Origin of the sequence: Shewanella sp. VB17 (assembly GCF_013248905.1) — a bacterium.
Classification (GTDB): Bacteria; Pseudomonadota; Gammaproteobacteria; order Enterobacterales; family Shewanellaceae; genus Shewanella.
Window position 1 is genome coordinate 1,385,318 of the sequence record NZ_JABRVS010000001.1, and the last position, 25,166, is coordinate 1,410,483.

Here is a 25,166-nt window from a genome sequence, read left to right on the forward strand (position 1 = left end):
TCTTGTCGTCGGGTATAATGTGCTCGAAAAAAAAGGTTGGTTAACAACATAAATAAAAAGTATTAACAATAGGGTGATGGTTAATGGATATTGTAATGAGTTTAGTCGGGGTGGTCACCTTGCTAACAATAGCGTTCGCGCTGTCTAATAATAAAAAAGCAATTAATAAGCGTACTGTTTTTGGTGCATTAGCCATTCAAGCTGCATTTGGTGGCTTTGTTTTGTATGTGCCAGTCGGTAAAGATATCTTGAAAACGGCATCAGATGGCGTATCAAACGTTATTGGTTATGCGCAAGATGGTATTAGTTTTATCTTTGGTGATTTAGCTCACTTTAAACTAGGGTTCATTTTTGCGGTCAATGTACTGCCAATTATCGTGTTCTTCTCTTCACTTATTGCAGTGCTTTATTACCTCGGTATTATGCAATGGGTTATCCGCATTATCGGCGGTGCACTGCAAAAACTGCTCGGTACTAGTCGTACAGAGTCGATGTCTGCTACCGCTAACATCTTTGTCGGTCAAACTGAAGCGCCATTGGTGGTTCGCCCCTTTATTCCAACGATGACGCAATCTGAATTATTTGCCATCATGGTGGGCGGCTTAGCTTCTATTGCGGGTTCTGTTATGGCAGGTTACGCGCAGATGGGCGTGCCTATCGAATATTTAGTCGCAGCTTCATTTATGGCGGCACCAGGTGGCCTATTAATGGCTAAGCTGATGCACCCTGAAACTGAAATAGCTAAAAATGACATGAAGGACTTACCCGAAGATCCGGATAAGCCGACTAACTTGCTTGATGCGGCAGCATCTGGTGCATCATCAGGTATGCATTTAGCGCTTAACGTTGGGGCAATGTTATTGGCATTCGTTGGTCTTATCGCCATGCTTAACGGTATTCTTGGTGGACTGGGTGATTTCATTGGTTATGAAGGATTAACCCTTGAGTTGATTTTAGGTTATCTGTTTATGCCGCTTGCCTTCCTTATTGGTGTGCCTTGGAATGAAGCATTGGTTGCAGGCTCTTTCATTGGACAAAAGATCATTGTTAATGAGTTTGTCGCTTATTTAAACTTCGCACCATATTTAAAAGATATAGCGGATGGTGGGTTATTAGTTGAAGCGACTCAAGCGGCAATGACTGATAGAACCAAAGCCATTATCTCATTTGCATTGTGTGGTTTTGCTAACCTATCTTCTATTGCCATTCTACTTGGTGGATTGGGCGCTATGGCACCGACACGTCGTCATGATTTAGCAAAAATGGGGATCCGTGCGGTTATTGCAGGCTCTCTAGCAAACTTGATGAGTGCAACATTAGCGGGGTTATTCTTAGCACTTTAACGCGAGATATATCCAGAGTTTTTTACTTTGATTTACGCCCTGTTGATGTGAGCAGGGCGTAAATTCATAGAACAGATGTCTGTTTGAATGTTTACAACAAGTGTTCGCTTTTTTACATTAATAATCTTGTGCTTTAACGCACAATAAGTAAAATGCGGCGCCATAAAAAGAAATGCTGACTCTTTTATAAAAAAGAGCGCAATATAATAAAACAAATGGGGTTGATGATGAAAAACGTTAAAACTTTAGCGCTGGCAACAGCAGTTGCAGCAACAGCAGCAATGTCTGTACCCACGTTCGCAGCAGATCGTACTGATTTACGTGCAGGTGATTACAGTTGGATGCAGTTCAATGCAATGTACGCCATTAATGAACTTCCACGTGATGGTTCTACCGATGATGGCCATGATTACCTTGAAATGGAATTTGGCGGTCGCGCGGGTATTGTCGATCTTTACGGTTATGTTGATGTGTTCAATGTCACCAACCGTGATTATGGTGATAAAGGCGCTGGTTCAGGGAAGAGCAAATTGTTCATGAAGTTTGCGCCACGTTTCTCAATTGATGCGATGACAGGTTGGGATCTTTCTGTTGGCCCGATTCAAGAAGTGTATTTCTCGACGCTATTTAACTGGGATGATCGAGTTGGTGAGGGTGTGAACTCTACATTTTGGGGTTTAGGTGCCGATGTGATGGTGCCATGGTTGGGTAAAACAGGTATGAACCTGTACGGTTACTATGACCTGAATGCAAAAGAGTGGAACGGTTATCAATTCTCGATGAACTGGTTCAAGCCTGTAATGAATTTTGACAATGGCACCTTTATCGCATTCCAAGGGTATATCGATTATCAGTTCGGTGCAGATGCTGATTCAACCGCTTTCGTTCCTACCTCTTCTAATGGTGGTGCAGCTTATTTAGGTCTACATTGGCACACTGATAACTATGCACTAGGTTATGGCTTGAAAGCATACCAAGATGTTTATTTGGTTGAAGATGGTGTTGGGGCTCTTAATCTTGAGTCAACAGGTTTCGCCCATTACTTCACTGCCACGTACAAGTTCTAAGACGTTATCAATATAAGTAGAGCCACGTATACGTGGCTCTACTTTTTTGCTAACTCATTATCGTTAACAGGATGAACCTTTACTTAAGTAGGCTTTTTATCAGTCTATTTAAGTCAAGTTTTATTAATAATTACGTCGTGACGAGTTTATTTCAATTGCGTTTTGGAGAGTGACTATGATTGATGAGAAGCAGGCGAGCGAATTAAAAAAAACGGCACAACAGGCGCTTGAGTTGATGGACCTTACCACGCTCAATGACGATGATACTGATGACAAGGTGATTGCATTGTGTCATAAAGCCAAGACCCCAGCCGGTAATACCGCTGCAATTTGCATCTACCCAAGGTTTATCCCTATTGCACGTAAGACGCTTAACGACATGGACTGTGAGGATATTCGTATCGCAACAGTGACTAACTTTCCCCATGGCAATGATGATATCGCGATTGCGATATTAGAAACCCGCGCTGCAGTTGCCTATGGCGCCGATGAAGTTGATGTTGTTTTTCCCTACCGTGCGTTGATGGAAGGTAATGAAACGGTTGGTTTTGAATTGGTAAAAGCGTGTAAAGAAGCCTGTGGTGAAGATGTCATTCTTAAGGTGATCATTGAGTCGGGGGCATTGCAAGATCCTGCGCTTATTCGTACAGCATCTGAAATAGCCATTGATGCTGGGGCTGATTTTATTAAGACCTCTACCGGTAAAATTGCCGTTAACGCGACATTAGAAGCGGCAGAAATCATGATGACAGTGATCAGTGAAAAAAACACTAATGTAGGCTTTAAACCTGCTGGTGGCGTTCGTGATACTGTATCTGCGAGCGAATTTTTAGCGCTCGCGGCGCGTTTATTAGGTGATGATTGGGCTACCCCTGCGACGTTTCGTTTCGGCGCCTCAAGCTTACTCGTTAACTTGCTTAATACCTTAGAACTTGCCGAAGCATAGTCGATTTTTTCGTTGAATGTATAACAGATTTTTCATCATAGACAATAGCATGACATACTGGCTCCTGCATTTTGAGGCAGTGTGGATATAGAGCAGCTGAAATATTCAGTGGGATGATATTAGTATGTGGCGGTGCAGCAGGTTTTATTAAAACTCACATGTACCTCTGTCAAAATCAAACATTTATTATTATATCCGCGCTGAAGATCTGTAGCGTGAAGAAGCAGAGGATAATATGAAAAGAACAATCATAATGATGCTGGACTCATTTGGTGTTGGAGCTGCAACCGATGCTGAAACTTTCGGTGATGTTGGTGCCGATACCTTTGGTAGTATCGCCAAAGCGTGTGCAGAAGGACGAGCCGACATTGGCCGTGAAGGTCCACTAACATTGCCAAACTTAGCTAAATTGGGTTTGGCATTGGCCGCGAAAGAGAGCACAGGCGCTTTTGCTGCTGGCTTTAGTGATGATGTTGAAGTGATTGGTGCATATGGTCATGCAGATGAACTGAGCACTGGTAAAGATACGCCTAGTGGTCACTGGGAAATGGCCGGAGTGCCTGTTTTATATGAATGGGGCTACTTCAGTGAACTGACTCAGTCTTTTCCTAAAGAACTTACCGATAAAATTCTTCAGCGAGCAGGGCTTGATGGCTTTTTAGGTAATTGTCATTCTTCAGGAACCGTGATTCTTGAAGACTTGGGTGAAGCGCACATGCGCACTGGTTTTCCTATTTTTTATACCTCTGCAGATTCTGTTTTTCAGATAGCCTGTCATGAAGAAAGCTTTGGTTTAGAAAACCTTTACAATTTATGTCTCATCGCTCGTGAAGAGTTAGCGGATCACAACATAGGCCGTGTTATCGCGCGTGCATTTGTCGGCACGAGTGCTGATAATTTCGAGCGCACGGGCAATCGACGTGATTATGCGGTAGAGCCGCCAGCGAAAACCGTGTTGGACAAGCTCAAAGAGTCCGGTGGTGAAGTGGTCAGTGTGGGGAAAATTGCTGATATCTATGCCCATTGTGGCATTACTAAAAAGGTGAAAGCGACCGGTTTGGCAGCACTATTTGACGCCACGCTTGAACAAGTCAAACAAGCGGGTGACAGAACAATCGTTTTTACCAATTTTGTCGACTTTGATTCTCACTACGGTCATCGCCGCGACATTGCTGGTTATGCTAAAGCCCTTGAATATTTCGACTCTCGCTTACCTGAGCTGTTTGAATTATTAGAAAAGGATGATTTATTGCTACTGACTGCCGATCACGGTTGTGATCCTAGCTGGAAAGGCAGTGATCATACCCGCGAACGGGTCCCTGTGTTGGCCTATGGAGCGGGTTTAAAAGCAGGCTCACTGGGTCGTCGCAATAGTTTTGCCGATATTGGCCAGTCAATAGCGAGTTATTTTACGCTAGAGCCAATGGAATATGGCGAGTCATTCATTAAATAAAGTGAATCAGACCAGTTTGAAAGATTTTATATTTTGTCGGTTAGATGATGACCGTTAGCGATAAGACGTAAATCAATAAATTTAAGCTATAAATACAAAGGGGTTATATAGATGGCTACACCACATATTAATGCGGCAGATGGTGCTTTTGCTGAAACAGTAATTTTTCCTGGCGATCCATTACGCGCTAAATACATTGCTGAAACTTTCCTCGAAAACGTTGAGCAAGTCACTGATGTACGTAACATGCTAGGTTACACAGGAACTTATAAAGGAATACGTATTTCAGTGATGGGTTCAGGTATGGGGATCCCTTCATGTTCAATTTACGCAACAGAGTTGATCAAAGACTATGGCGTAAAGCACCTTATTCGTGTTGGAACTTGTGGTGCGATAAGTACAGATGTAAAAGTGCGTGATGTCTTGATTGGCATGGGAGCGTGTACTGACTCTCAAGTTAACCGTTTACGTTTTAAAGGCCAAGATTATGCCGCTATTGCAGACTACAGTCTTCTTAGTGCAGTGGTGAAAGCCGCTGATGCCAAAGGAACTAAATATAGCGTTGGTAATTTATTTACAGCAGACTTATTTTATACCCCTGATCCTGATATGTTCGATGTCATGGAAAAGATGAATATTCTGGGTGTTGAGATGGAAGCGGCAGGCCTTTATGGTGTGGCGGCTGAATTTGGTGCCAAAGCCTTATGTGTTGTGACGGTATCTGATCACATACGTACAGGTGAAGTGACTTCTTCTGAAGAGCGTCAGTCAACGTTTAATGAGATGATTGAAATGACATTAGAAGCCGCTATTACTCTGTAGCCTATGTCGATGAAAGTGTTCCCGTAAAGGAAGGTAATGTCAATAAACGGGCCATATCAATGTGCCCGTTTTTATTTTAGATAGTAACGACAGTTCATTATTTGTTGAGTTTATCTGGCTTTTTTCTTAGCTTAAAGCGCGCTTTACGACGGTCGAAGTCAGCGCGTTTGAATGAGAATGACCGCGACACTAGCATACCAATTAAACCTGCGATAATTAACATAATCTGTTGCTGCTTCATATTGTAAAGATGAGCTTCTTTTATTTCATTAAAAAATAACTGAGGGGCTAATCTAACTTCAACAAAGCCTAAATTGCTGCCATCTTGAGATACCGCTTCAACATAAGGCGGGTATGGGGCGAGCAGTGTACCTAATGCTGCTGAATCAGGTGCTAATTCCTCGGAAGTGATGCTTTGAGCAAAAGAGAGCCTCTGACCATCTTTACTAAAGATACTGGCAGACATCACTTTAGGGTCTAATACAAGAGCACTGGCTAACCATTGTAGCTGTTCATCATTTTGGAGCTGTAATGCCGGAGCGGCACCATAAGCTGTTTGCTGAACCAATAATCTGGCCATTTTTTCAGTTTGGGACTTTAGAAGCTGCTGTCCTTGTAGTAGGCTTGCTTCCCATAACTGGATAAGACCGACAGCCAAGGTTAGTGCGATAGCTATTTGTAGTAGTCTGCTAACTTGATGACTCTTTTTCAGTCCTTTTAAAAAAAACACCTTGATACCTGAATTTGTTGTGGGTTGAGTTAATCATAATTGATTATAGCGTCGCCCGATAGTTGGAGAAGCATTGTTAATGGAAAGTCTAAGCCAAACCCCTCTTTTTTTGTGGTTGAAAAACGAACAAACCTCTCATTTTCATCATCATGCGCTGGTTATTTCTCGCCACCTAGAGTCAGATGCGCCGAAAGGTACACTGAAGTATCGATGTGTGTATGCTAAAGCAGCCATTGAAATACAATTAACGGCGCTGATCCAAGCGTTTTCTTCAACGGTGAGTCTTGCCCATATTATTAGAGAGAATGATTTATATTGTATTGAATTTTGTTTAGTTAACCCCCTTAGTGTTGATCAATGTGCGCAGTTCTTATCTATCCCAGAGCTTGATTTTTTTGCCATCAGTGCGAGCCAACCTGTGCTTAATCGCCCTGGGTTGTTAGTCATGGATATGGACTCAACGGCCATAGAAATTGAGTGTATTGATGAGTTGGCCGTTATGGCAGGTGTCGGTGAGGCTGTGGCTAAGGTGACAGAGCAAGCGATGCTTGGTGAGCTGGATTTTGAAGAAAGTCTTAAAGCGAGAGTCGCTCAGTTAGCAGGGGCTGATGCAACGATTATTCGCACCTTGTGTGACACGCTGCCTTTAATGTCAGGTTTGAAAGAAATGGTCAAAGAATTACAACATTATGGTTGGCGACTCGTGCTTGCATCAGGTGGCTTCACCCCGTTTGTAGCGCACCTTAAGCAGTTACTTGATTTAGATGCTGCGTATGCCAATGTGTTAGTGATAAATGATGGCAGGCTGACAGGTCAAGTATCAGGGCAAATTGTCGATGCTCAGTATAAAGCGGATACGTTAGTGCGTTGTGCTCAACAATGGCAGATAGCGCCAGATCAGAGGTTAGCTATCGGTGATGGAGCGAATGACATACCTATGATTAAGGCTGCAGATTTTGGGGTTGCCTATCATGCTAAGCCTGCGCTTGAAGCGGTGGCAGATCAGGCGATTAAACATGTAGATTTAAAAGCGTTACCTTATTTGTTGTTATTAGCTTAGTGCTTAGTGTGGGTTAGCTTTGACTGGATTGATCATAAATATTGGGGTATCTAAGCAGCACTTCCTCTGTGATATCGAGAAATTCCCCTACCGCAATGATTTGGTTTAAGCGGTCATGCAACTGCTTAGCTTTATGGTGAGCATGGATAGTAATATGCTCTAGTTCCCTTCTAATGTAGGTTAGATCGGGTTTGGTGGTGACGCCTAGGTAAACTCTCAATGCCATAAAGCGGCCGACCTTATGGCTTTGGTTAATAAAATTCTCTTTTGCTTGGGTATCTCCAATATCATCAGGTGAGAGGCAGTCTATTTGTATCTCACCTTGATATTGTCTGGATATTTGTAGGTATAATTCAAAATAATTGAGTCCATCTTGGGGCTTCATAGCACGGATTGGTTCGATAAAGGATTGCTTTAATCGTCCATCTTTCAATATGGATGACAAATTATACTGCAGTGGTTCTGAGGCTGAGCCTGCAAATAAATCCGTTATCTCATTTTTATTCGTCCCGATACCTAAGGTGCTTAATTTAGCGGATTTAACCGTTTTTTCTATAAAATACGGCACAGAATCTAGATGGCGTACCAGTAGATTTTTTAGTCCATCCGCCAGTTCTTTCATTTCACTATTGGCTTCGGTTAATTTTTCTAATTTGTCGCGGTTATTGTTTATGAGTTTATTCATAAATTCAACACCTACGTGTGGCGTGTGACCTAATATTGCCGCTAGATGCATGTTTGAACCGGCGTCTTTTGTTCTAATCAGCCGATAGGGCAATTGGTTTAGTTGGATTTTCCCCGCTATCGATTGCAGTTTTGGGAAGGCAAGTTGCAGAGGTATTGCTTGATCAAAATCTGCAGGAAGTTCTAAGGCCAGTTGTAGCCCTTTACTGGATATATCATGAGTGGTCCCGCTGATACTTTTTGTACCTTGATTGATGGTGACTTTTGTCTTAAAAGCAAACCTAGCTTCATTTCTGCGTTCGCTGAATTGAAGAGAAAGTAATTTAGCAGAGTTGTGCAGTGCTTTTTTTTGGCCAAATATTTTTAAGTCATTGGCAGTTTTATCACATATTTGGCTCCAGTTTTGATAATGCTCTTTGGCGTGAGGATCAGTGAGGTCAATCAGTTGCAGTACATGAGTAAAACGCTTAAGTTGGGCCTCTGTTAACGGAGAATAACTACTGTCATCTCCAGGAAGTACACTCGACTTATAGGATTTACTGTGATCAACAGCATGGTGAGTCACTTTTAAGGTTTTCCATGACGGCTTGGCAGAGCCGAAACTCAAAAATAAAGAGGTCAGCTGATTTGTCTTAAGCTCAGCTAATGTGGCAGAGTAAAAAAAGATCCTGCCATTGCTGTGAAAAGTGAAGCAGAAAAATAACCCGTGGTCTTTATTATCCGGTTCACTGACTAAGGATTGTATTCGATCACTGGTTAACAATTTTGGCAGCTGACTAATTTGTTGCTCATCTTGGAAAAAGTACTGTAATTGCTGATTATCTCGACTGAGCAGTTTGTGGGTGATCTCGTAACTGTCTTCTTTTTGCTCTATAAACAAGGGGAGATGGGGAAGATGTGGTAAGTAATGACGCTCAAATCCGAGTCCCGTAGCAGCGACTAAAATATCGTTAATATCGACTTTGTACCTAAATTTATGGCCTTTAATTAAGTTTGAAAGCATGTCAGAAAGTGCCGCACTGCCACCTATCCGTTTAAGCCGCATCCAGCAATATTCAGAATTGGTCTGGCTGTCGACGATGTGGTAATCGACCCCTTGCTGCAGATCTTCAAAATAGAACTCTTCACTGAGTTCAAGTAATTTAATTTTTAACGGGGCATCAAGATCGAAATTGTGTTTTAAAGGTAAGCGAATACGGGCACCACACACAGATAAATCAACGGTGATACCTTGTACTTCAGCTTTTCCTACTTGGGCTGTAGAGATACGAATACTGTAATTCATTCTCTCTTCACTGCGGTTAAAATAGCTGCCCAGAACCACGCCTTTGGCAATAAAGGGATCTGAAATTGAACTTTCATTGCTGCCCTGTTCTTGCTGTTTCGTTTTACGCTTGCGGTGTGAATCGATAACAGCTTCATAAACGCCGAGTGTATAACTGTTATGATAGAGAGCCATCGATTCGGCAAAGCTTTCTTTAGCAGGCTCATCTAAGTAGTGATGGTAGTCTTGTTGACTCACTTCTTCACAAGGAAGTTCAGACTTATCCCTTAAATCGATAACTCTTGTACAAGGCGTGGAGAGCCTATTAAGCTCCATTTTTAACAGGAAACGGGTAGAATTTGACTCATTTTTTGTCAGCATGTCGAAAAGAGTCTGAAAATCAGGCTGCATTAAAAGGGGCTTTAGCTGTTCAATTAAGTCACTGTGCTCGTCTAAACTCATTACTCACTTCTTATTTTGTAGGAAATTTTCTTGTTTTAGTTGATGTGTATGCTAAGTAAAGGAGATGATAAAGACGACTTAACATTCACTCTTTAATATTAGGGCATAACTGGACTTTGCTACACCCATCTGAATACTTCTTTTAAGGTGATAATTGCCTCCATGCCTGATAGTCTTATGATGTGATAATTATATGTCGGCCATTTATCGGATTTCTTGATAGTTATTTTTCCTTCCCGTGTTGAGGTAAGTTTTTGTTATTAAATAACTAACCCTAATTTTACCAAGTAAAGTAGAGCACGATTTTATTGTAATAATGGCAGGCTCTTAGATCATTATAGGCAATAAAATCAATGAGTAAATTTAGTCGTAGTATCTCAGTTAAAGGTGCTTACTAGGATTGATTTACGTATTAATATACCAATGATGATGAGATATGGCTAAAAATAAAACAGCATATGTGTGCAATGAATGTGGGCAAGATTTTCCGCGTTGGCAGGGACAATGCAATGCATGTCAGCAATGGAATACGATCACCGAAGTGCGTATCAGTACCAGCAAGCCAACTAATGCTTCTGTTGCGGGGTATGCCGGCGCTGTTGGCGGTGGCTCAAAAAAACTGAGTGAAGTTAAAGAATTTGAAGCTGAAAAAATGCTCACCGGGATCGGAGAGTTAGATCGCGTATTGTGTGGCGGCCTAACCACAGGATCGGTGAATATTATTTCGGGTGATCCCGGTGCGGGTAAGACGACCTTATTGTCTGATCTTGTTGCTCGTATGTCACAAATTATGCCTTCCCTTTACTGTACCGCCGAAGAGTCACTGTCTCAGTTTAAGAATCGCGTCAAGCGGCTTAAGTTAGACTGTCATGAAGACAATTTGTACCTTATGGCTGAGACCAGTGTCGAAGCCATTATTGCTGAGTTAGATGCTAAACAGGTCAAGTTTGCTGTTATTGATTCTATTCAAGCAGTGGTGACAGATTTAGCCAATGGCAGTCCGGGTTCGCCTTCCCAAGTAAAAAGCAGTGCTCAGTCGCTGACGCAATATTGTAAGCAAAACAACGTGACCATGTTTCTGGTGGCTCATGTCAATAAAAACAATGAAACCGCTGGACCGCAGACGTTGATCCATATTGTTGACTGTTTGACTCATCTAGAATGTAACGATGGTCAGGTACGTACCCTCAGAGCCAATAAGAACCGTTTTGGCGATGTCGATACCGTGGGTATTTTCAAAATGACAGAGCGAGGCATGATAAGCGTCGATAATCCGAGTGAAATTTTTCTGTCTGGATCAACCACCGAATCGGCAGGTGCAACGATCACCTGCATTCGTAAAGGAAATCGAAATTTACTTTTAGAAATCCAATGCTTAACGACTGAGACTGAAGGTGAGTTTCCCCAGCGTGTCTGTGTTGGTCTCAATATGAATCGAATTAAAATGCTGACAGGCATACTGCGAAAACACACTAAAACGAAGATTTTTCACGATACGTATTTTAATATCGTTGGCGGCTTGAAAATTGATGAGTCTGAAACCTGCATTGATCTTGCTCTGGTGACGGCACTATTGAGCAGTTTACATGATTTTGTGGTACCAAGAACCACCTGCATTATGGGCGAGCTTAGTTTAAACGGTGATGTTCGCCCGATAGACAGTGGCGTCCCGCGAGTCAAAGAAGCGGTGCAACACGGTTTCACTGAAGTTTTTATCCCTTTTCGAAATTACCATAAATCAATGGAAGGGCTAGGGGCAAAAATCAACCCAGTGAAGACGATTCATGAGCTGATTGAGTTAATTAATTAGCGTGTAAAATAATACATTTCGAGTTTTTTGATTGGACTGGTTGGACAGGTGGGTTTGATGTTGGATCCGCTCGCTATAAACTTGAGCCTCAGCATACTCTGTGGCTCACGTTTGGTGAATTACAGTGCTTTTAGCATCCAGATATCACAGCCATGGTGAATGGTACCTTCAAGTGGTTTATCAAGATGTGTAAACCCTAGCTTTTCATACAGAGAAATGGCTGGCTTCATGCTGGTTAAGGTATCCAGATAGCAGCTGGTGTATCCTTTGCTCTTAGCATAATCTAGACAGGCTTCAGTGAGCTTTTTACCCAGGCCTAAGCCACGGCTTTCAGACAGTAAAAATAACTTACGCAACTCACAAACGTCATGACTGCCATTAAACGATCCTATACCACTTCCGCCTACAATATTGCCCTTTACTGTCGCCACTAAATAGCGGCTAGCGCTTTCATCTTTATAGTGCTGACTCATGGCAGTAACTTCTGGATCAGAAGGGCCAAAACCTTCGCCGATGGCGCCATACTCTTCAGCGACTTTTTTGATGATCTCATAAACCTGACTATCATGCAGCGGTTTGATTTCCTTAATGTCATAATTCACACTCTATTCCCTTTAGCAGATGTAGAGCATCGAGTGTATCACTGAATTTGGTGGGTTTGGTATTCCATTCAGCACTTGTCGGATCAACCTTTGTCAAAAGCAAAGTATGGTTTCTTCGATTTGGGTTTTAAGATTGCTAACTTGGTTACCTTGTCGGATAACAAGTTTCAAATCTCTTTTTGATTGGGTTCATTGGGCAGGTTTGGTGTTTGGTTAGCTTATTGATGAACCAAAGCCTCATTGGTGTTTAACGCCTGTTCGGCGAGAACTGTGCGAACACTTCAGTGACACGGCGTGAATATATCCCTATAGCCTCTGCCGTGACTTCCCTGTCACGGAAGGTCACAGCCACGTTCACACCTTTGTCAAAAGCAAAGCATTGTTTCTTCGATTGAGCTTTTATGGTTGCTAGCTAATTTATGGACAAAAATGAGTTAATTTGTCGGATAACAAGTTTTAAATATCTTTTGGTTGGGTTCATTGGGCAGGTTGGGTGTTTGATTGGCTTATTGATGGCCAAAGTTTCAAATTTTATTAATCACCTGCCGTGGGCCTATGTGTAGACACTTCTGCGAGACGCTGTGAAGCCATCCATGGCCGCTTTACGGTTTCATCCTTGAAACCGAAACTCGCAGCCGTATCTACACCTTTGTTAAAAGCAAAGCCTTGTTTCTTCGATTGAGATTTTATGGTTGCTAACTCGATTATGGACAGAAATGAGCTAGAGGTTTTGCTCTCACTTATGGTATTTAGATGAGAAAAGGTATGGTAATACCGTACTAACTATGTGGGCAGCGCAGCCACATAACTCTAACTATTGCACCTTAAGCACTAAACCCAACATTGAATGGATTTTGGGAATTATTTCATAATTTCTTCACCATTGAGGGCAAAAAGAATAAAGATTAGGAAGGTTATCGCTTTATAGCTATTAAGCTCGCTTACATAGTCTGTATGAATACCATGAAGTACACCATGTCTATTAGGAAGTAATAGCTCTCTTTCAACAATATTGTCTGTTTTCTTTACTATATCACCATCCGTCTTAGATAAAATATCTGAGTAAACTTCATTGATAATTCTCCGAAGTAGACTGCCATCTTCATAGTGCGCGCTTAAAACTTCAATTGAGTCTCGACTAATAAAGTCATTAAGCTCTAAACAAAATTTGTTTTTAGCAATACCGAATCGATTACTGTATAAATTCACACCAAATTTATCATAGAATAAGCCATCAGCTTGACTAAAACTTAAATGTATCGCTGCACCATACAAACTCAACTCATGGCACCGTTTAATTTCCATAAATAGCTCTTTCCTGGACGGTCGATACTCAACTAAGTTATTCCAGTATTCGTCCCAGTCTTCATTTATAAGCTCAATGACCGCATCATTTAATCTATCATTTGCAATAATTGAACCATTAAGAGTAAATATTAATACCTCATTCAAATACCAGCCCTGCTCATATGCTTGAGTTGATAAAAGTTTCATATCCTCTATTTTTTTAGTTGGCCATTTTATTGCAAAATCAGTAATTTCCTGCATAATCTTTGATTTTTTTGAATCACTCATTTATTCTCCTTGGATATCATCCTATGAAACATGCTATACCAAAGCTTCTGCATCACACCTAAATCACCAACAAATCAATGCACTTAATGGATTTTAACCTGTAACATTTAATAATTGCATAATCACTATTCATTGATGAGATATTGCAAACAGGTTGATGCTCTTTTTCTAAAAAACCACCGTCTTTAGACGGTGGCTGTTTAGAATTTTTGGGCTGCTATGAAGCTAGGAACGTCAACTTTTACCTTACTATTCGCAAAGTGTTCATCGAATGTATAAGCAATTTTTTCTAAAGGAGCTCCTGCATACCCTTCACTTTTAATCTCAGATATATATTTTTGGAGAAAAGCTATTGCTCCTAAATGCTTCCACTGCGCTACATGAACAAGTTCATGAAAGTGCAATCGTAGGTTTCCAGCTACTTCAGGGACTATATAGTACGTATTTTTATACGTGATCCCTTGAACTTCCATATCAAGAAAATCACCTAGTCCAGCTTCACGTAACTCAGGGAAGTCAGGCTTAGGAATAGAATCAACAACTACAAAAAATGACTCACTTAAAAACTCTGAGGAATAGAAACCTACAAATTCTTCTGAAAATTTAGTACAACTTTTACGTTCTCCGGAAAATAGTTTGTTTGTAGTATCAATCCACTCTTCAATTTTATGTAACATAGTGAACTCCGATAAATATATCCGTTTTATAGCTCCGAGGGAATTTCAAGTAAATGGCCAAATACTTCAAAACCAGAGCAAGCGGTGTGAGGCAATGAACTTGGTTCTTTAGTATCTATAAGCCGTTCCTCTAAATCAAAAGTTCCCCGTGTTTGATATATTTGGTAAAAATTAATTCCATCACCCCTATTTTCAAGCGATGCTATTACAGAATGTCTAACAGCATCAGTACACCTAAGACCAAACGTAATATCTTTAAGCGCTAAAACCGAGTCTTGAATTCCACTCTTCCCAAATAAACGCCACTCATCTTCATATGACCAAGGTTCTGCTTTTCGTAGAAGAACATTTTCATCTAACCTTTTTTGATATTCTAAATCCTCTTCAATTATTGCTTTGGCTATTAAATTTGTATGTACTATTCGATTACCGTTATATATGACTTTGTGCAAATCTGGTTTTGGTTTTCTATTTAGGTCATATCCAGCACAAAATCCACGGTGTTGATCTCCATAGTGACTCCAAAGTAAAGGGTTATATTTATTAGATGTAAAGCAACATATACCGCGATCATATTTCTTTAATAGTTCCCTTTCTATTTCACATGTAAGTAACCAACATTCATTGTCAAAATAACTACTTTCACGCTCGGGATCTTTTGCATTATATTTAATATCTAATAATTCATTTTCTGCAATTTGTTTTGCTATTTCTTTCGCATGTTTAATGGAGTTTTCACCAGTAACCTTTGCTTTAGTAAGTGACGATAAAATTTCAGCTTCTACCCTCTGCTGTATTTGTGTCGTCAAGACTAAACGCAACCTATCTATATTAGAATCTGATTCAACACTTGGTTGACAGTCAAGCGGATCGTTAAATGATCTTGGCTCAGAAAAATATAATTGATCATGACACAAAGCACCGATACTTAATGCACTAAACTTTTGATAGCGATAAATTTTATCAGGTTGATCCATTTCTATTTACTTATAAAGATTTATAGACCATAAATCTATAGCACAAGTTGGCTAATGACATCGCTTTATCGCTAAAATTATCTTCGTATTGATGAGAAAAGTATTGCAAAGGGGGAGACATTAAAATAAAAGATGGGACAGGCATAACTTTATAGACTACACAAAAGCCTTTTACATTAGCTTTTCTAAAGCAAAAACCTTATTCAGCTTACTTGCCTTTTATCCTGTAAAAATGATAAAGGGGCAAAAATCAGTTATACCTACCTCTTCAAGATAGCGCCTGTTTTACCTCGTAAATCTGTAAATCCATAGCCAGCCATGGTTAATCAAAATAACACATCATAGCCAGCCATTATCAATCATTAAGCGTATCCTCTTTGAGCTGATTCAGTAGCGTTTTCAATAATACGACTTTGTTAACAATCACCTCAAATGAAGACACTAACACTCCGTTCTCAATCTCAACTAACTGTTGATATAAGGCATCCAGCCCTAACTGGCCAGTTGAACTTTTGTATTTATGAACTATTCGGCATAAATCCTCCACATCATTATTATCAACAGCTTTATTGAGTACATCGATAAGTTCCGGAATACCAGTTGCGAACACCTTAATAAATCTTTTTTTTCTGGCAGAAAACACGCTATCTTCGACGGACAAAAATTGACTATTCATTTCACCTGAAGTTAACCGCTTAATAGCAGAAAACAATTGTGGGAAGTCTATCGGTTTACTTTGGTATTCATTAAAACCTGCAGTTTTACTTTTCTCCTTATGCCCTGGGGTTGTATGAGCTGATAGTGCAATAATTGGAATGTTTTGTTTATTTTTACCAACAAAGCCTTCACGAATTAGCTTACAGCACGTCAATCCATCCATCACTGGCATGCCTAAATCCAGCAGAATAATGTCAAAGTGATTCTCTTTCAGACTGTCTAGTACCTCTTGACCATTATTAACACAAGTCAGCTGAGCGTTAACATCCTCAAAATACACTTCGACTACGGCAATATTAGTTTCGTTATCATCCGCCATTAATATATGTAAGCCTTCTAGATCATAAGTCTGATTGCTTTCATCATTTGGCTGCACAGTGAGGTGACTAACTTCACCCAAAATAATTGGAATGCTCACTGAAAACTTGGTACCTATGCCATATTGACTCGCCACAGTAACATGCCCTTCCATTAATTCTACAAGTTCTTTAGTGATCGCTAATCCAAGACCTGTGCCTTCATATTTTCTTGTACTGGCATTGTCGATCTGTTGAAAATTATTAAACAATAATGGTAAGTCTTTTTGTTTAATCCCTATCCCTGTATCGGTAATTTCAATGTTAACGACTGAACTCTCATGCTCTGAAAATTGGTAATCGACAGCCACTAACACATGGCCTTTTTCAGTAAATTTTATGGCGTTATTGATGAGGTTGAAAATAATTTGCCGCATACGTCCTTCATCGCCATAAATAATGTTAGGTAATGAATGATGATAATCAAACCCAATATCTAAGCCTTTATCTTGAGCTGTTAGTCTCAATGTATCGACTGTAAACAACAAACATTGATGCAAATCAAAATATGAACAATGTAAACTCAACTGCTTGGATTCAATTTTAGAGATATCTAAAATATCGTTAATCACAGTTAGCAAATGTTCACCTGAAGAATTAATCATGTTAATTTGTGACAAATGCTTATTGTCGATATCGACACTTTTTAAATTTCGAGATAAGTTAATAATGGCATTAAGAGGTGTGCGGATCTCATGACTCATGTTTGCCAAAAAAATGGATTTTGCCTCATTCGCTTGTCGTTCTATATTTCGAGAGGAGATAAGTGCAACCTCATTTATCTTAAGTTCTTTTTCAGTTTCTTTTATTGCTAAAAGCTGTTTTTCTAAGACGATGGTTTGAGCTTGCACTTTATTTTTTAGTACTCTGATAATCCATAATAATGTGAATATTAACGCCACAAAAGATGCAATATACAAAAGATACGCCCACCATGATTTCCACCAGGGCGGTAAAATAGAAAATTCGATCACTTGAGTGTGGCTAACTAAAGGTTCTAAAAACTGACTCCCGGCTAGCGCCTTGACGTGAAACCGATAGTTACCGGCAGCTAAGTTGGTATAGCTGGCTTGATTAATCGTGGTTTCTTTTTGCCATTGTGATTCAAACCCCTCTAAATAATATTGATATCTAAGTGTCTTTGGCTTAGTAATATAAATACCGTTGAAATGAAATTTCATGTTATTTGAGGAGTAAGCGAGTGGATTTTCTATCCCAGACTTTATTTTTTCTCCATTAATTTCTATACCTGAGATATCCAGCCCAGGAGGTTTTTTTTGTTGTGCTGTTATATCGACTTTAAACTTTGCTAAGCCTTGGTATGTGGCCGCAAAAAGATACTCTCCATTACTGGCAAATCCATGAAGATGTATCTCATTGATAGGCAACCCGTCAGCGCTATCAAGATGCAAGTCGATTTCATCATTTGAATTAATTCGGAATATTCCTTCGCTGTTACCATTCCATAGTTTTTTATTTTTATCTAAAAAAATTGAGGCGTGCACTAAATTAGCTAGGATAGGTGATGAACTAAAACGGTTATTTTTCCAAATTGACATGCCGTTATCGGTAGCAAAGATTAAACCTCGTTCAGGATCTTCTATTGCTGCCCATACCGGAATGTCGTCAAAGCCGTTAGTATTGTCAAATAACGTCCACTCATGACCATCATACTTGGCGAGTCCTGCTTCGGTACCTGCCCACAAGTTATTTTTCTTATCCCTAAATAAGGTCCAAATGACATTACTTTTTAGCCCTGAACCTGTGCTGTGTGCTAATGTGATCTTGTTGTCACTTAAAGAGTAGAGTCCTGAATAAGTTCCGATCCATTGCTTATTAGGCTCAGCGAATAAAAATGCGGTACTGCTGCCTTGGCCAATATCAATCGTTTCTAAATGTCTACCGTCAACATGCCAACGTTGAACACCTATTTCATCACCACCTGTGTATATAATGTCATCAATCTGATAAGCATAGTTGACGAAGCCTTGGTTATACCGTTGAATGATGTCTAAATTTTTACTATAAAGAGCCGTACCTTTATCACCACTGATTAATATATTTCCATCATTATTTATCGAGACACTTGTGACTAAGTTTCCGGTAATCAAGGAGGTAAAACTTTCAACGTCACGATTAGTAATAACAACAACGCCTCCCGATGCGGTAACTATCCAATTACCCTCACGATCTTCAATGATATTTGAAGTCGATGGACTGCCAAATTGTTCCCCACGGTACACTTTGCTTTGTTCCGACAGAGAATAGAACCAGATGTCACTGGCGGACAAAATCAGAAAATCTCCTTTTGGGGTAACATTGTAGGTGTATATAGGGCTTGAAAGCGGCGAAGTCGCGAGGACTGTCAACTTTTCATCTTGATAGCGATACAAGTGTGACTTATCAATAAAAAACAGCGCATCTTTTTTTTCATCAAAGTGCAATGCTAAAGGTTTTAGATCGATATTGTTAAGCCTAACGAGTTTTCCTGTTTCAGCATTCAATTTAGCAATGCCATCAGTTAAGGCTATATAGACATCGCGAGTTTTTGAAATAGCAAGTACATGGTCACGGACCTGTATATCTTCAATGGCATAAGTGGTAAATTTATCGCCATCAAAATAACTGACGCCTTTTTGAGTTAATGCCCACACGCCGTTAACTGGATCAGCCACAAGATTATTAACATCATTTCCCAGTAATCCATTGTCCGGTCCATAATTCACGATTGTTCCATCGACCAATTGCCCAATACCACCAGGAAAACCAAACCATAAATTGCCAACACTATCTTCAGTAATGGTTTTAATCACATTATTTTTAAGCTTACTATTATTGGTGGTAATATTTTCAAAATGATTGCCATCAAAACGGCTGATCCCGCCATAAGTCCCAAACCAAACGTACCCTTTTTTATCTTGATATAGGGTATAGCCATCATTTTGAACCAGTCCGTCGGCAGACGTATAGAGCCTGTGAGGTAATTGACCTGCAAAAAGTGAACTGCAAACCGAGAGACTTAATAATAAAAAAGACACAGACCGCTTTAAGTAAGGCGCCCGTTGCTTTATGTAAAACATTCGTTTTTTCATAAAAAAAGTCATTAATTTTGAGTGAGACGATAGCCAATACCACGAACAGTTTCGATTAAACAGCCTCGCTTGCCGAGTTTTTTACGTAAGCGGGCAATATGCATGTCAACTGCGCGATCAGTGACTGGATACCCCTCTCCTCGACTAAAAGAAATAATTTTGCCTCGGCTATAAACTCGGTTAGGATTTTTAGCGAAAACATAGAGAATTTCAAATTCAGTTTTGGACAATATAATATTGCCTTCAGGGGTCGCGACAGTAAAAGTCAATGCATCTAAAACAATACCACCGACTTCTAATTGTTCAATTTTTTCTTTGGGTTCATTTCTTCGCAATACGGCTTTAAGCCTAGCTGTTAACATTTTGTCTTTATAGGGTTTAGTCAAATATTCATCTGCGTATGATTCTAGACCCGTGACAACATCTAAATCATCATTTCTGGCAGATAACACCATAATCAAAATATGTTTCGTTTTATTATTTTTCTTTAATCTTTTTGCAACCATAGCTCCGTCAATATCAGGCAATCCTAAATCTAGCAAGATTAAATCGGGTTGAAAACTTTCGGCTAAATATAAACCATTTTTACCATCAGCTGCTGTTTTAACATCATAACCTTCGTCTTCTAATAATTCTGCAGTCATCTCACGAATAATCAGTTCATCTTCGATAATCAGTATTCTTTTTAATCTATCAGTAATCATAAATTCTCAAAGTGGGCTGATATTTGGCCCAATTATTTGCAGTGACATCACTATAACACCATATATTTCTCCCCTGTAACCTAATGTCACCATGATGTGACATTAATGATACAAAGCATGGTTATAATAATAACCACTGATAGCATGCAAGTATTAAAATAAGCTTTAAAACCGATACTAGGTATTAAAACGTGGCTTACAAAACAAAACAAAACAAAACAAAACAAAACAAAAAACAAATTAAAGCGAGTAATTATCATGAAAAAACCTATATTAAAATCCGTATCAATCATTGCAACCCTATTGGGGTTCTCTTCTTTTTCGCAAGCCAGCGTGTATCAATATTATGGAGAAAATAAACAGTGTGATAATTGCGTTTTAGAATCTTCAAATTATTTAGCAAATGGTCAGTATCTTGTTTCAGCCAATAAAAAATTCTTTGTCGCGATGCAAGGTGATGGTAATTTTGTTATTTATAAAGGCTCTGGCCCTGCGGATAATCAAGGTTATATTTGGGCATCAAATACCAATCGTGGAGCGGGTGATTATTTTGCTGCTATACAAGGTGATGGTAAATTTGCGCTATATAATGGCACTGGTCCTACTGATAACCGAGGCACTATTTGGGCATCCAATACCACCTCAACAGATGCACAACGGTTAGTTTTACTCGACGATGGTCAGCTTGTCACGCTCGATAAACAAGGGCAAAAAGTATGGGCAACAAAAGAGACAACGGCAGGCACAGATATTTTGCTGCAAGTTGAAGACTTTACTCTCCCCAATGGTTTCAGCTCCGTGGAGGTTTCAGGGTTACCAACAGGTGTCACGATTAATGGCCAGGCACAATTACCGACCTTGGGTACCGACGGCTATTACACGCAAACGGTCGATTTGGACACCTTAAAAAATGACAAGCTGACTTTGAATGTCGTCGACGGATTTTTGGGCAGTATACATCTAGAGGTGAAAACAGTTTATCAAATTTCAAGCGAAATAGGTGTGATTACAGGAACTCATACCGTTGCAAATCCTCGCTATTATATCGCCCCTAAGCTGTCTGGCACTAACATTTTGCTACAGGTAGAAGACTTCTCCCTGCCCAATAATTTCCGCTCAGTGGTGGTTTCAGGTTTACCAAAAGGTGTTACCATTAATGGACAAGCATTATTGCCGAAGTTAAGTAAAGGCGGTCGCTATATGCAGATTGTCGACTTGGATGCATTGAAAAATGGCAAGCTTTTTGTAAATGTACCAGACGGATTTTTTGGTGATATAGACCTACAAGTGAAAACCGTTTATCAAACCTCAAGCGAAATAGGTATTATTACCAGTACCAGTACTGTTGCCACCCCTCACTACTCTATCGCGCCTAAACAAGCCGATTTTTTGTTTGCTCAAAGTGGCAGTGTCGACTTTTCAACAGTCATCGAAAACGTGGTTTATGCCAGTGAAGACCAGCGTTACTGGGGACTTCGTAATGGTGTTGATGGACAAAACAAGCAAGTTTATTCACGTACACAAAACAGTGAATGGCAACTTGTTGATGGCATGCTGACAGATATTGGCGTGGATAAAACAGGAAATGTATGGGGAATTAATGCCAACGGGCAACTTTTTACTCGCTCAGGAATAGAGGGTAACTGGTTATTAGTCGATGATCAGTTAACATCGATAGCAGTTCAAGAAAACGGTTGGGTCTGGGGAGTCAAAAACAACGGCGCTATCTATACCAGAACAAGTAACGTCTCAGAGCCGTGGCAGTCAGTGCCACTTGATGATTCGGCTAGAGATGTCGCCATGGGGCCAAATGGCAGCCTTTGGGTTATTGGATACAATGGTGCATACAGAAAAAACAATGGCGCCGAGTGGGAACTATTTTCTTCTATGCCTGTTATAGAAACTTTATCTGTTGATAGCAGTGGTCGTGCTTGGGTAACCAACAAATTTAATAAACACCAATATGTTCTCAGTACCAGTGATCGTCAGTTTCGTTTAGAGAAAAATAGATACCGTACTATCAAATCTACCTATGGGTTCGATAAATCGGTGCCTGTAGATATTATTGTTAGTCCTAAAATTGCCGCCGATTCGACAGTGACTATCTCTGGTATTCCTTATGATGTTCGTTTGTTAGATAGCGACAATAATGTATTAAGTTCGGGAGGGACTGTGTCACTAACACAGACCCAAGTTAAAGGGCTGATATTTGATGTCAGTAACTCAACCGCAGATTTTTATGTAGGTGTTGAGCTAAATAGCCATTATAACGGCGAAACGGTACTGGTAAATCAACAGGTATTTATCAACAATACCGACATAGAGCGTACGGTCAGTGGTACTCAGTTTAGGATGCCTGGCAACAGAGGTGACTTTACCATCAAACGTATTGGTAACTCGTTAGAAATTAGTGAGAAAGCCGACACAAGTAAAGTGACTCGACTGCTAATGACTAGCATCGATTATCTCCATTTTAGCGACAAACTGGTGTCAATAAGCGATTTTTATAGTCGTTATAAAATACCGGAAGCGATTGATTTAAATAGCGGTGTTGTCATTGTGGCTGGCATTCCTACCGGGGCAACGGTTAATAACTCAATTGCTTTAGGCAACGGTGTTTATGCTATACCTGCAATCGATATTCAAAACGGCGAGCTATTCATTGACTATTCGACCATAGAGCAGGCTAAAGATTTTGATATTAAAATCGCCATGACAACAGAAGCCAGCATAGAAACCACCTTTGGTACCGATGTGATGAAAGGTGCCCGCATTAATGGCTATGCAAACGCGAAAGTGTACGCCGAAGCAGGCGCTGAGATGTCATTTAATGTGGGACCCGACGGCGTTAGAGCTGAAGCGCGCGCTTATCGAAAAGCAGGCGCTGTTGCCACTGTCGGTGGATCGTTTGGTGTCGATGGTGTTGCCACAGCCGAAGGCGACGTCAATGCTGGGGTTTATGTGGAGCAAGAAGTGGCGGCGCAGGTCACGGCTAATTCAACCGAAACCTCGTTAGGCGTCAACACTGGTGTCCAAGCGACCGTCAGTGCTGAGTATCAATTAAGTGTTGAAGCAGACTTTTTCCCCGGTACCCGCTATGAAAAAACAGAAACAGTGGCATTAACCGCTTATGCCAATATTGGCGCTGATGGCCAAGTTTGTTATGGCGATGGCTGTTACGGTGGTTCGGCAGAGTATGTGGCTGAAGCGGGATTAATGGCAACCGCTACCGGTTATAGCAGTGTTTCAGTCGGGGGTGTTGGTGCCAATGGCGAAGGTGGTGTTGAAGCTGGTTTAGGCGCGGGATATGGCGGCGGTGCGACAGCGCAGTACAAAGATGGTGAATTAACTATCGGTGCTTCTGGAAAAATTGCCGCGTTAATTGGTGTGAATGCTGATGTTAACGTCGTTATTAATACCAACGAGACAGCCGAAGCTGGTGAGCTAGTAGGATCGGGACTGATGAGTGGTGCTGAAGCGGTTAATGCTGGACTGCTGTCCATGACCACAGCCATAAATGATTATCAAGTTGCCGTCACTCACTTTATCGATGAAGGCGTTATATCGGTAGCCGACGCGATAAGTCAGAATCTTATTTCTCCAAAAGATGCGGTGTTAGGGGGACTGATAAGTGTAGACCAAGCGATGAATACCTACGGAGCAGCGGCAGGGGATTTTGCAGGAACCGCTTATGAAAGTGCGGCAAATGACATTGCCGATTGGTTTGAGGACTGTCCAATTTTCTGTTAGGTTCTCTTACTTGAATATTAAGCTTATTTTTACTCGCTTCTTCTTGGCCTCTGGCCAGTAAAAGTGGAGTTGCATTAATAACAAAGTAAAGTGAGTTGAGGAAATCAAAAGAAAGCCACCTCTTAAAAAAGGTGGCTTTTTCTTTGTATCTACTGGCTTGTATGGCCTACGTTGAATTTAATCCGATTCGGGCTAAGATGATCAATACGCCAGAGAATTCAGACTACACCAGCCTACAATTGCGAGTCAAAGCAGCAATTAATGGAAAGCAGCCTACCAGATTACTGCCTTTTATTGGGGATGAACGGCTGAATCAACCCAAAGGAATAAACTTCGCGCTGAAAGACTATCTTGAATTAATTGATGAAACAGGCCGTATTATTCGAGATGATAAACGTGGAGCAATCTCAGCTAATGCAGATAAGATATTAACGAGGTTAAACATTCCTGCTGACAATTGGCTCAAAATCACCACAGAGTTTGGGCATCTATTTCATCGACCAGTAGGGACATTGCAAGAGCTAAGTCGCTACTGTGAACACCTAAATAAAAGACGACGGCATTTTTCCACGAGTTGTGAGTATCTGAAAGTAGGCTAGGCGCTGGATTCGCGTAATAAGTGCAACAGAGCTCAAATATATCCCCAATAAAATCTTCCTCAGTTTATCAACAGAGCAGATATTCCTTGTCTGAAAATCAATTTTTTATGACAAAAAGCCTCATTTTGTTAAGAGCACTCGGTTATATGAGCTTAACACTCCTTCCTCTCATGAGTTGATAGTTGCAGAACGTTGAAGGCTCGCGTGAATGTCGATATGTTATTGATTAACAATGGCTGGCTATGATTTTTCGGCTATGATTTTTTTTCTTCGATTGAGATTTTATGATTGCTAACGCGGTTTTGGACAAAAATGGGTTAACTTGTCGGATAACAAGTTTTAAATATCTTTTTTATTGGGTTCATTGGGCAGATTTGGTGTTTGGTCGGCTTATTGATAACCAAAGTTTCATTGGTGTTAATTGCTTGCAGCAGACTGATGTGTAAGTAATCACTCGGCACGCTGTGAATATATCC

16 protein-coding genes and 1 pseudogene are annotated in these 25,166 nt (G+C 40.4%); 9 read left to right on the plus strand and 8 right to left on the minus strand.

The window, feature by feature from the left end:
* Positions 1-83: 83 nt before the first annotated feature.
* From HQQ94_RS05860 to deoD, 5 genes are all read left to right on the plus strand, one after another.
* Positions 84-1,343, plus strand: a complete 1,260-nt coding sequence (locus tag HQQ94_RS05860) for a NupC/NupG family nucleoside CNT transporter (RefSeq protein WP_173293527.1) — start codon at positions 84-86, stop codon at positions 1,341-1,343.
* A 227-nt stretch (positions 1,344-1,570) separates the two neighbouring features.
* Positions 1,571-2,410, plus strand: a complete 840-nt coding sequence (locus HQQ94_RS05865; RefSeq protein WP_173293528.1) for an outer membrane protein OmpK — start codon at positions 1,571-1,573, stop codon at positions 2,408-2,410.
* A 175-nt stretch (positions 2,411-2,585) separates the two neighbouring features.
* On the plus strand, positions 2,586-3,356 hold the full coding sequence (deoC, locus tag HQQ94_RS05870; RefSeq protein WP_173293529.1) for a deoxyribose-phosphate aldolase: 771 nt from the start codon (positions 2,586-2,588) through the stop codon (positions 3,354-3,356).
* A gap of 235 nt (positions 3,357-3,591) precedes the next feature.
* A complete protein-coding gene (locus HQQ94_RS05875) occupies positions 3,592-4,809 on the plus strand; it encodes a phosphopentomutase (RefSeq protein ID WP_173293530.1) in 1,218 nt (405 codons plus the stop codon).
* 111 nt (positions 4,810-4,920) lie between these two features.
* The gene (gene deoD, locus HQQ94_RS05880; RefSeq protein ID WP_173293531.1) at positions 4,921-5,631 is read left to right on the plus strand and encodes a purine-nucleoside phosphorylase; all 711 of its coding nucleotides are present in this window, start codon (positions 4,921-4,923) and stop codon (positions 5,629-5,631) included.
* A gap of 97 nt (positions 5,632-5,728) precedes the next feature.
* On the opposite strand, the gene HQQ94_RS05885 is transcribed toward deoD, so the two are convergent.
* Entirely contained in the window at positions 5,729-6,361 is a 633-nt protein-coding gene (locus tag HQQ94_RS05885) for an AhpA/YtjB family protein (protein WP_173293532.1), read from the minus strand.
* Between the two features lie 79 nt (positions 6,362-6,440).
* Here HQQ94_RS05885 and serB point away from each other — a divergent pair, with 79 nt between their 5' ends.
* Positions 6,441-7,421 (plus strand): phosphoserine phosphatase SerB, encoded by a 981-nt coding sequence (serB, locus tag HQQ94_RS05890; RefSeq protein ID WP_173293533.1) that lies wholly within the window; start codon positions 6,441-6,443, stop codon positions 7,419-7,421.
* Between the two features lie 13 nt (positions 7,422-7,434).
* Here serB and HQQ94_RS05895 read toward each other — a convergent pair whose 3' ends face one another.
* On the minus strand, positions 7,435-9,831 hold the full coding sequence (locus tag HQQ94_RS05895; RefSeq protein ID WP_173293534.1) for a PilZ domain-containing protein: 2,397 nt from the start codon (positions 9,829-9,831) through the stop codon (positions 7,435-7,437).
* Positions 9,832-10,267: 436 nt separating this feature from the next.
* On the opposite strand from HQQ94_RS05895, the gene radA reads away from it, so the two are divergent.
* Entirely contained in the window at positions 10,268-11,641 is a 1,374-nt protein-coding gene (radA, locus tag HQQ94_RS05900) for a DNA repair protein RadA (RefSeq protein WP_173293535.1), read from the plus strand.
* Between the two features lie 119 nt (positions 11,642-11,760).
* Here radA and HQQ94_RS05905 read toward each other — a convergent pair whose 3' ends face one another.
* The 6 genes from HQQ94_RS05905 to HQQ94_RS05930 form a co-directional block, all read right to left on the minus strand.
* The gene (locus HQQ94_RS05905) at positions 11,761-12,243 is read right to left on the minus strand and encodes a GNAT family N-acetyltransferase (protein WP_173293536.1); all 483 of its coding nucleotides are present in this window, start codon (positions 12,241-12,243) and stop codon (positions 11,761-11,763) included.
* Positions 12,244-13,104: 861 nt separating this feature from the next.
* Positions 13,105-13,818: a hypothetical protein gene (locus tag HQQ94_RS05910; protein ID WP_173293537.1), complete on the minus strand. Its 714-nt coding sequence runs from the start codon at positions 13,816-13,818 to the stop codon at positions 13,105-13,107.
* Positions 13,819-14,018: 200 nt separating this feature from the next.
* Positions 14,019-14,495, minus strand: coding sequence for a hypothetical protein (locus tag HQQ94_RS05915; protein WP_173293538.1), 477 nt, complete (start codon positions 14,493-14,495; stop codon positions 14,019-14,021).
* Positions 14,496-14,521: 26 nt separating this feature from the next.
* Complete coding sequence (locus HQQ94_RS05920; RefSeq protein ID WP_173293540.1) at positions 14,522-15,472, minus strand: DUF2971 domain-containing protein; 951 nt, start codon at positions 15,470-15,472, stop codon at positions 14,522-14,524.
* Positions 15,473-15,827: 355 nt separating this feature from the next.
* A complete protein-coding gene (locus tag HQQ94_RS22965; protein WP_173293542.1) occupies positions 15,828-19,583 on the minus strand; it encodes a hybrid sensor histidine kinase/response regulator in 3,756 nt (1,251 codons plus the stop codon).
* A 65-nt stretch (positions 19,584-19,648) separates the two neighbouring features.
* Complete coding sequence (locus HQQ94_RS05930) at positions 19,649-20,341, minus strand: response regulator transcription factor (RefSeq protein WP_173293543.1); 693 nt, start codon at positions 20,339-20,341, stop codon at positions 19,649-19,651.
* 258 nt (positions 20,342-20,599) lie between these two features.
* On the opposite strand from HQQ94_RS05930, the gene HQQ94_RS05935 reads away from it, so the two are divergent.
* Together HQQ94_RS05935 and HQQ94_RS05940 are read left to right on the plus strand one after the other, a co-directional pair.
* Entirely contained in the window at positions 20,600-24,091 is a 3,492-nt protein-coding gene (locus tag HQQ94_RS05935; RefSeq protein WP_173293545.1) for a tectonin domain-containing protein, read from the plus strand.
* Between the two features lie 149 nt (positions 24,092-24,240).
* Positions 24,241-24,690, plus strand: a pseudogene (locus HQQ94_RS05940) (transposase); the annotation flags it as partial.
* Positions 24,691-25,166: the final 476 nt, after the last annotated feature.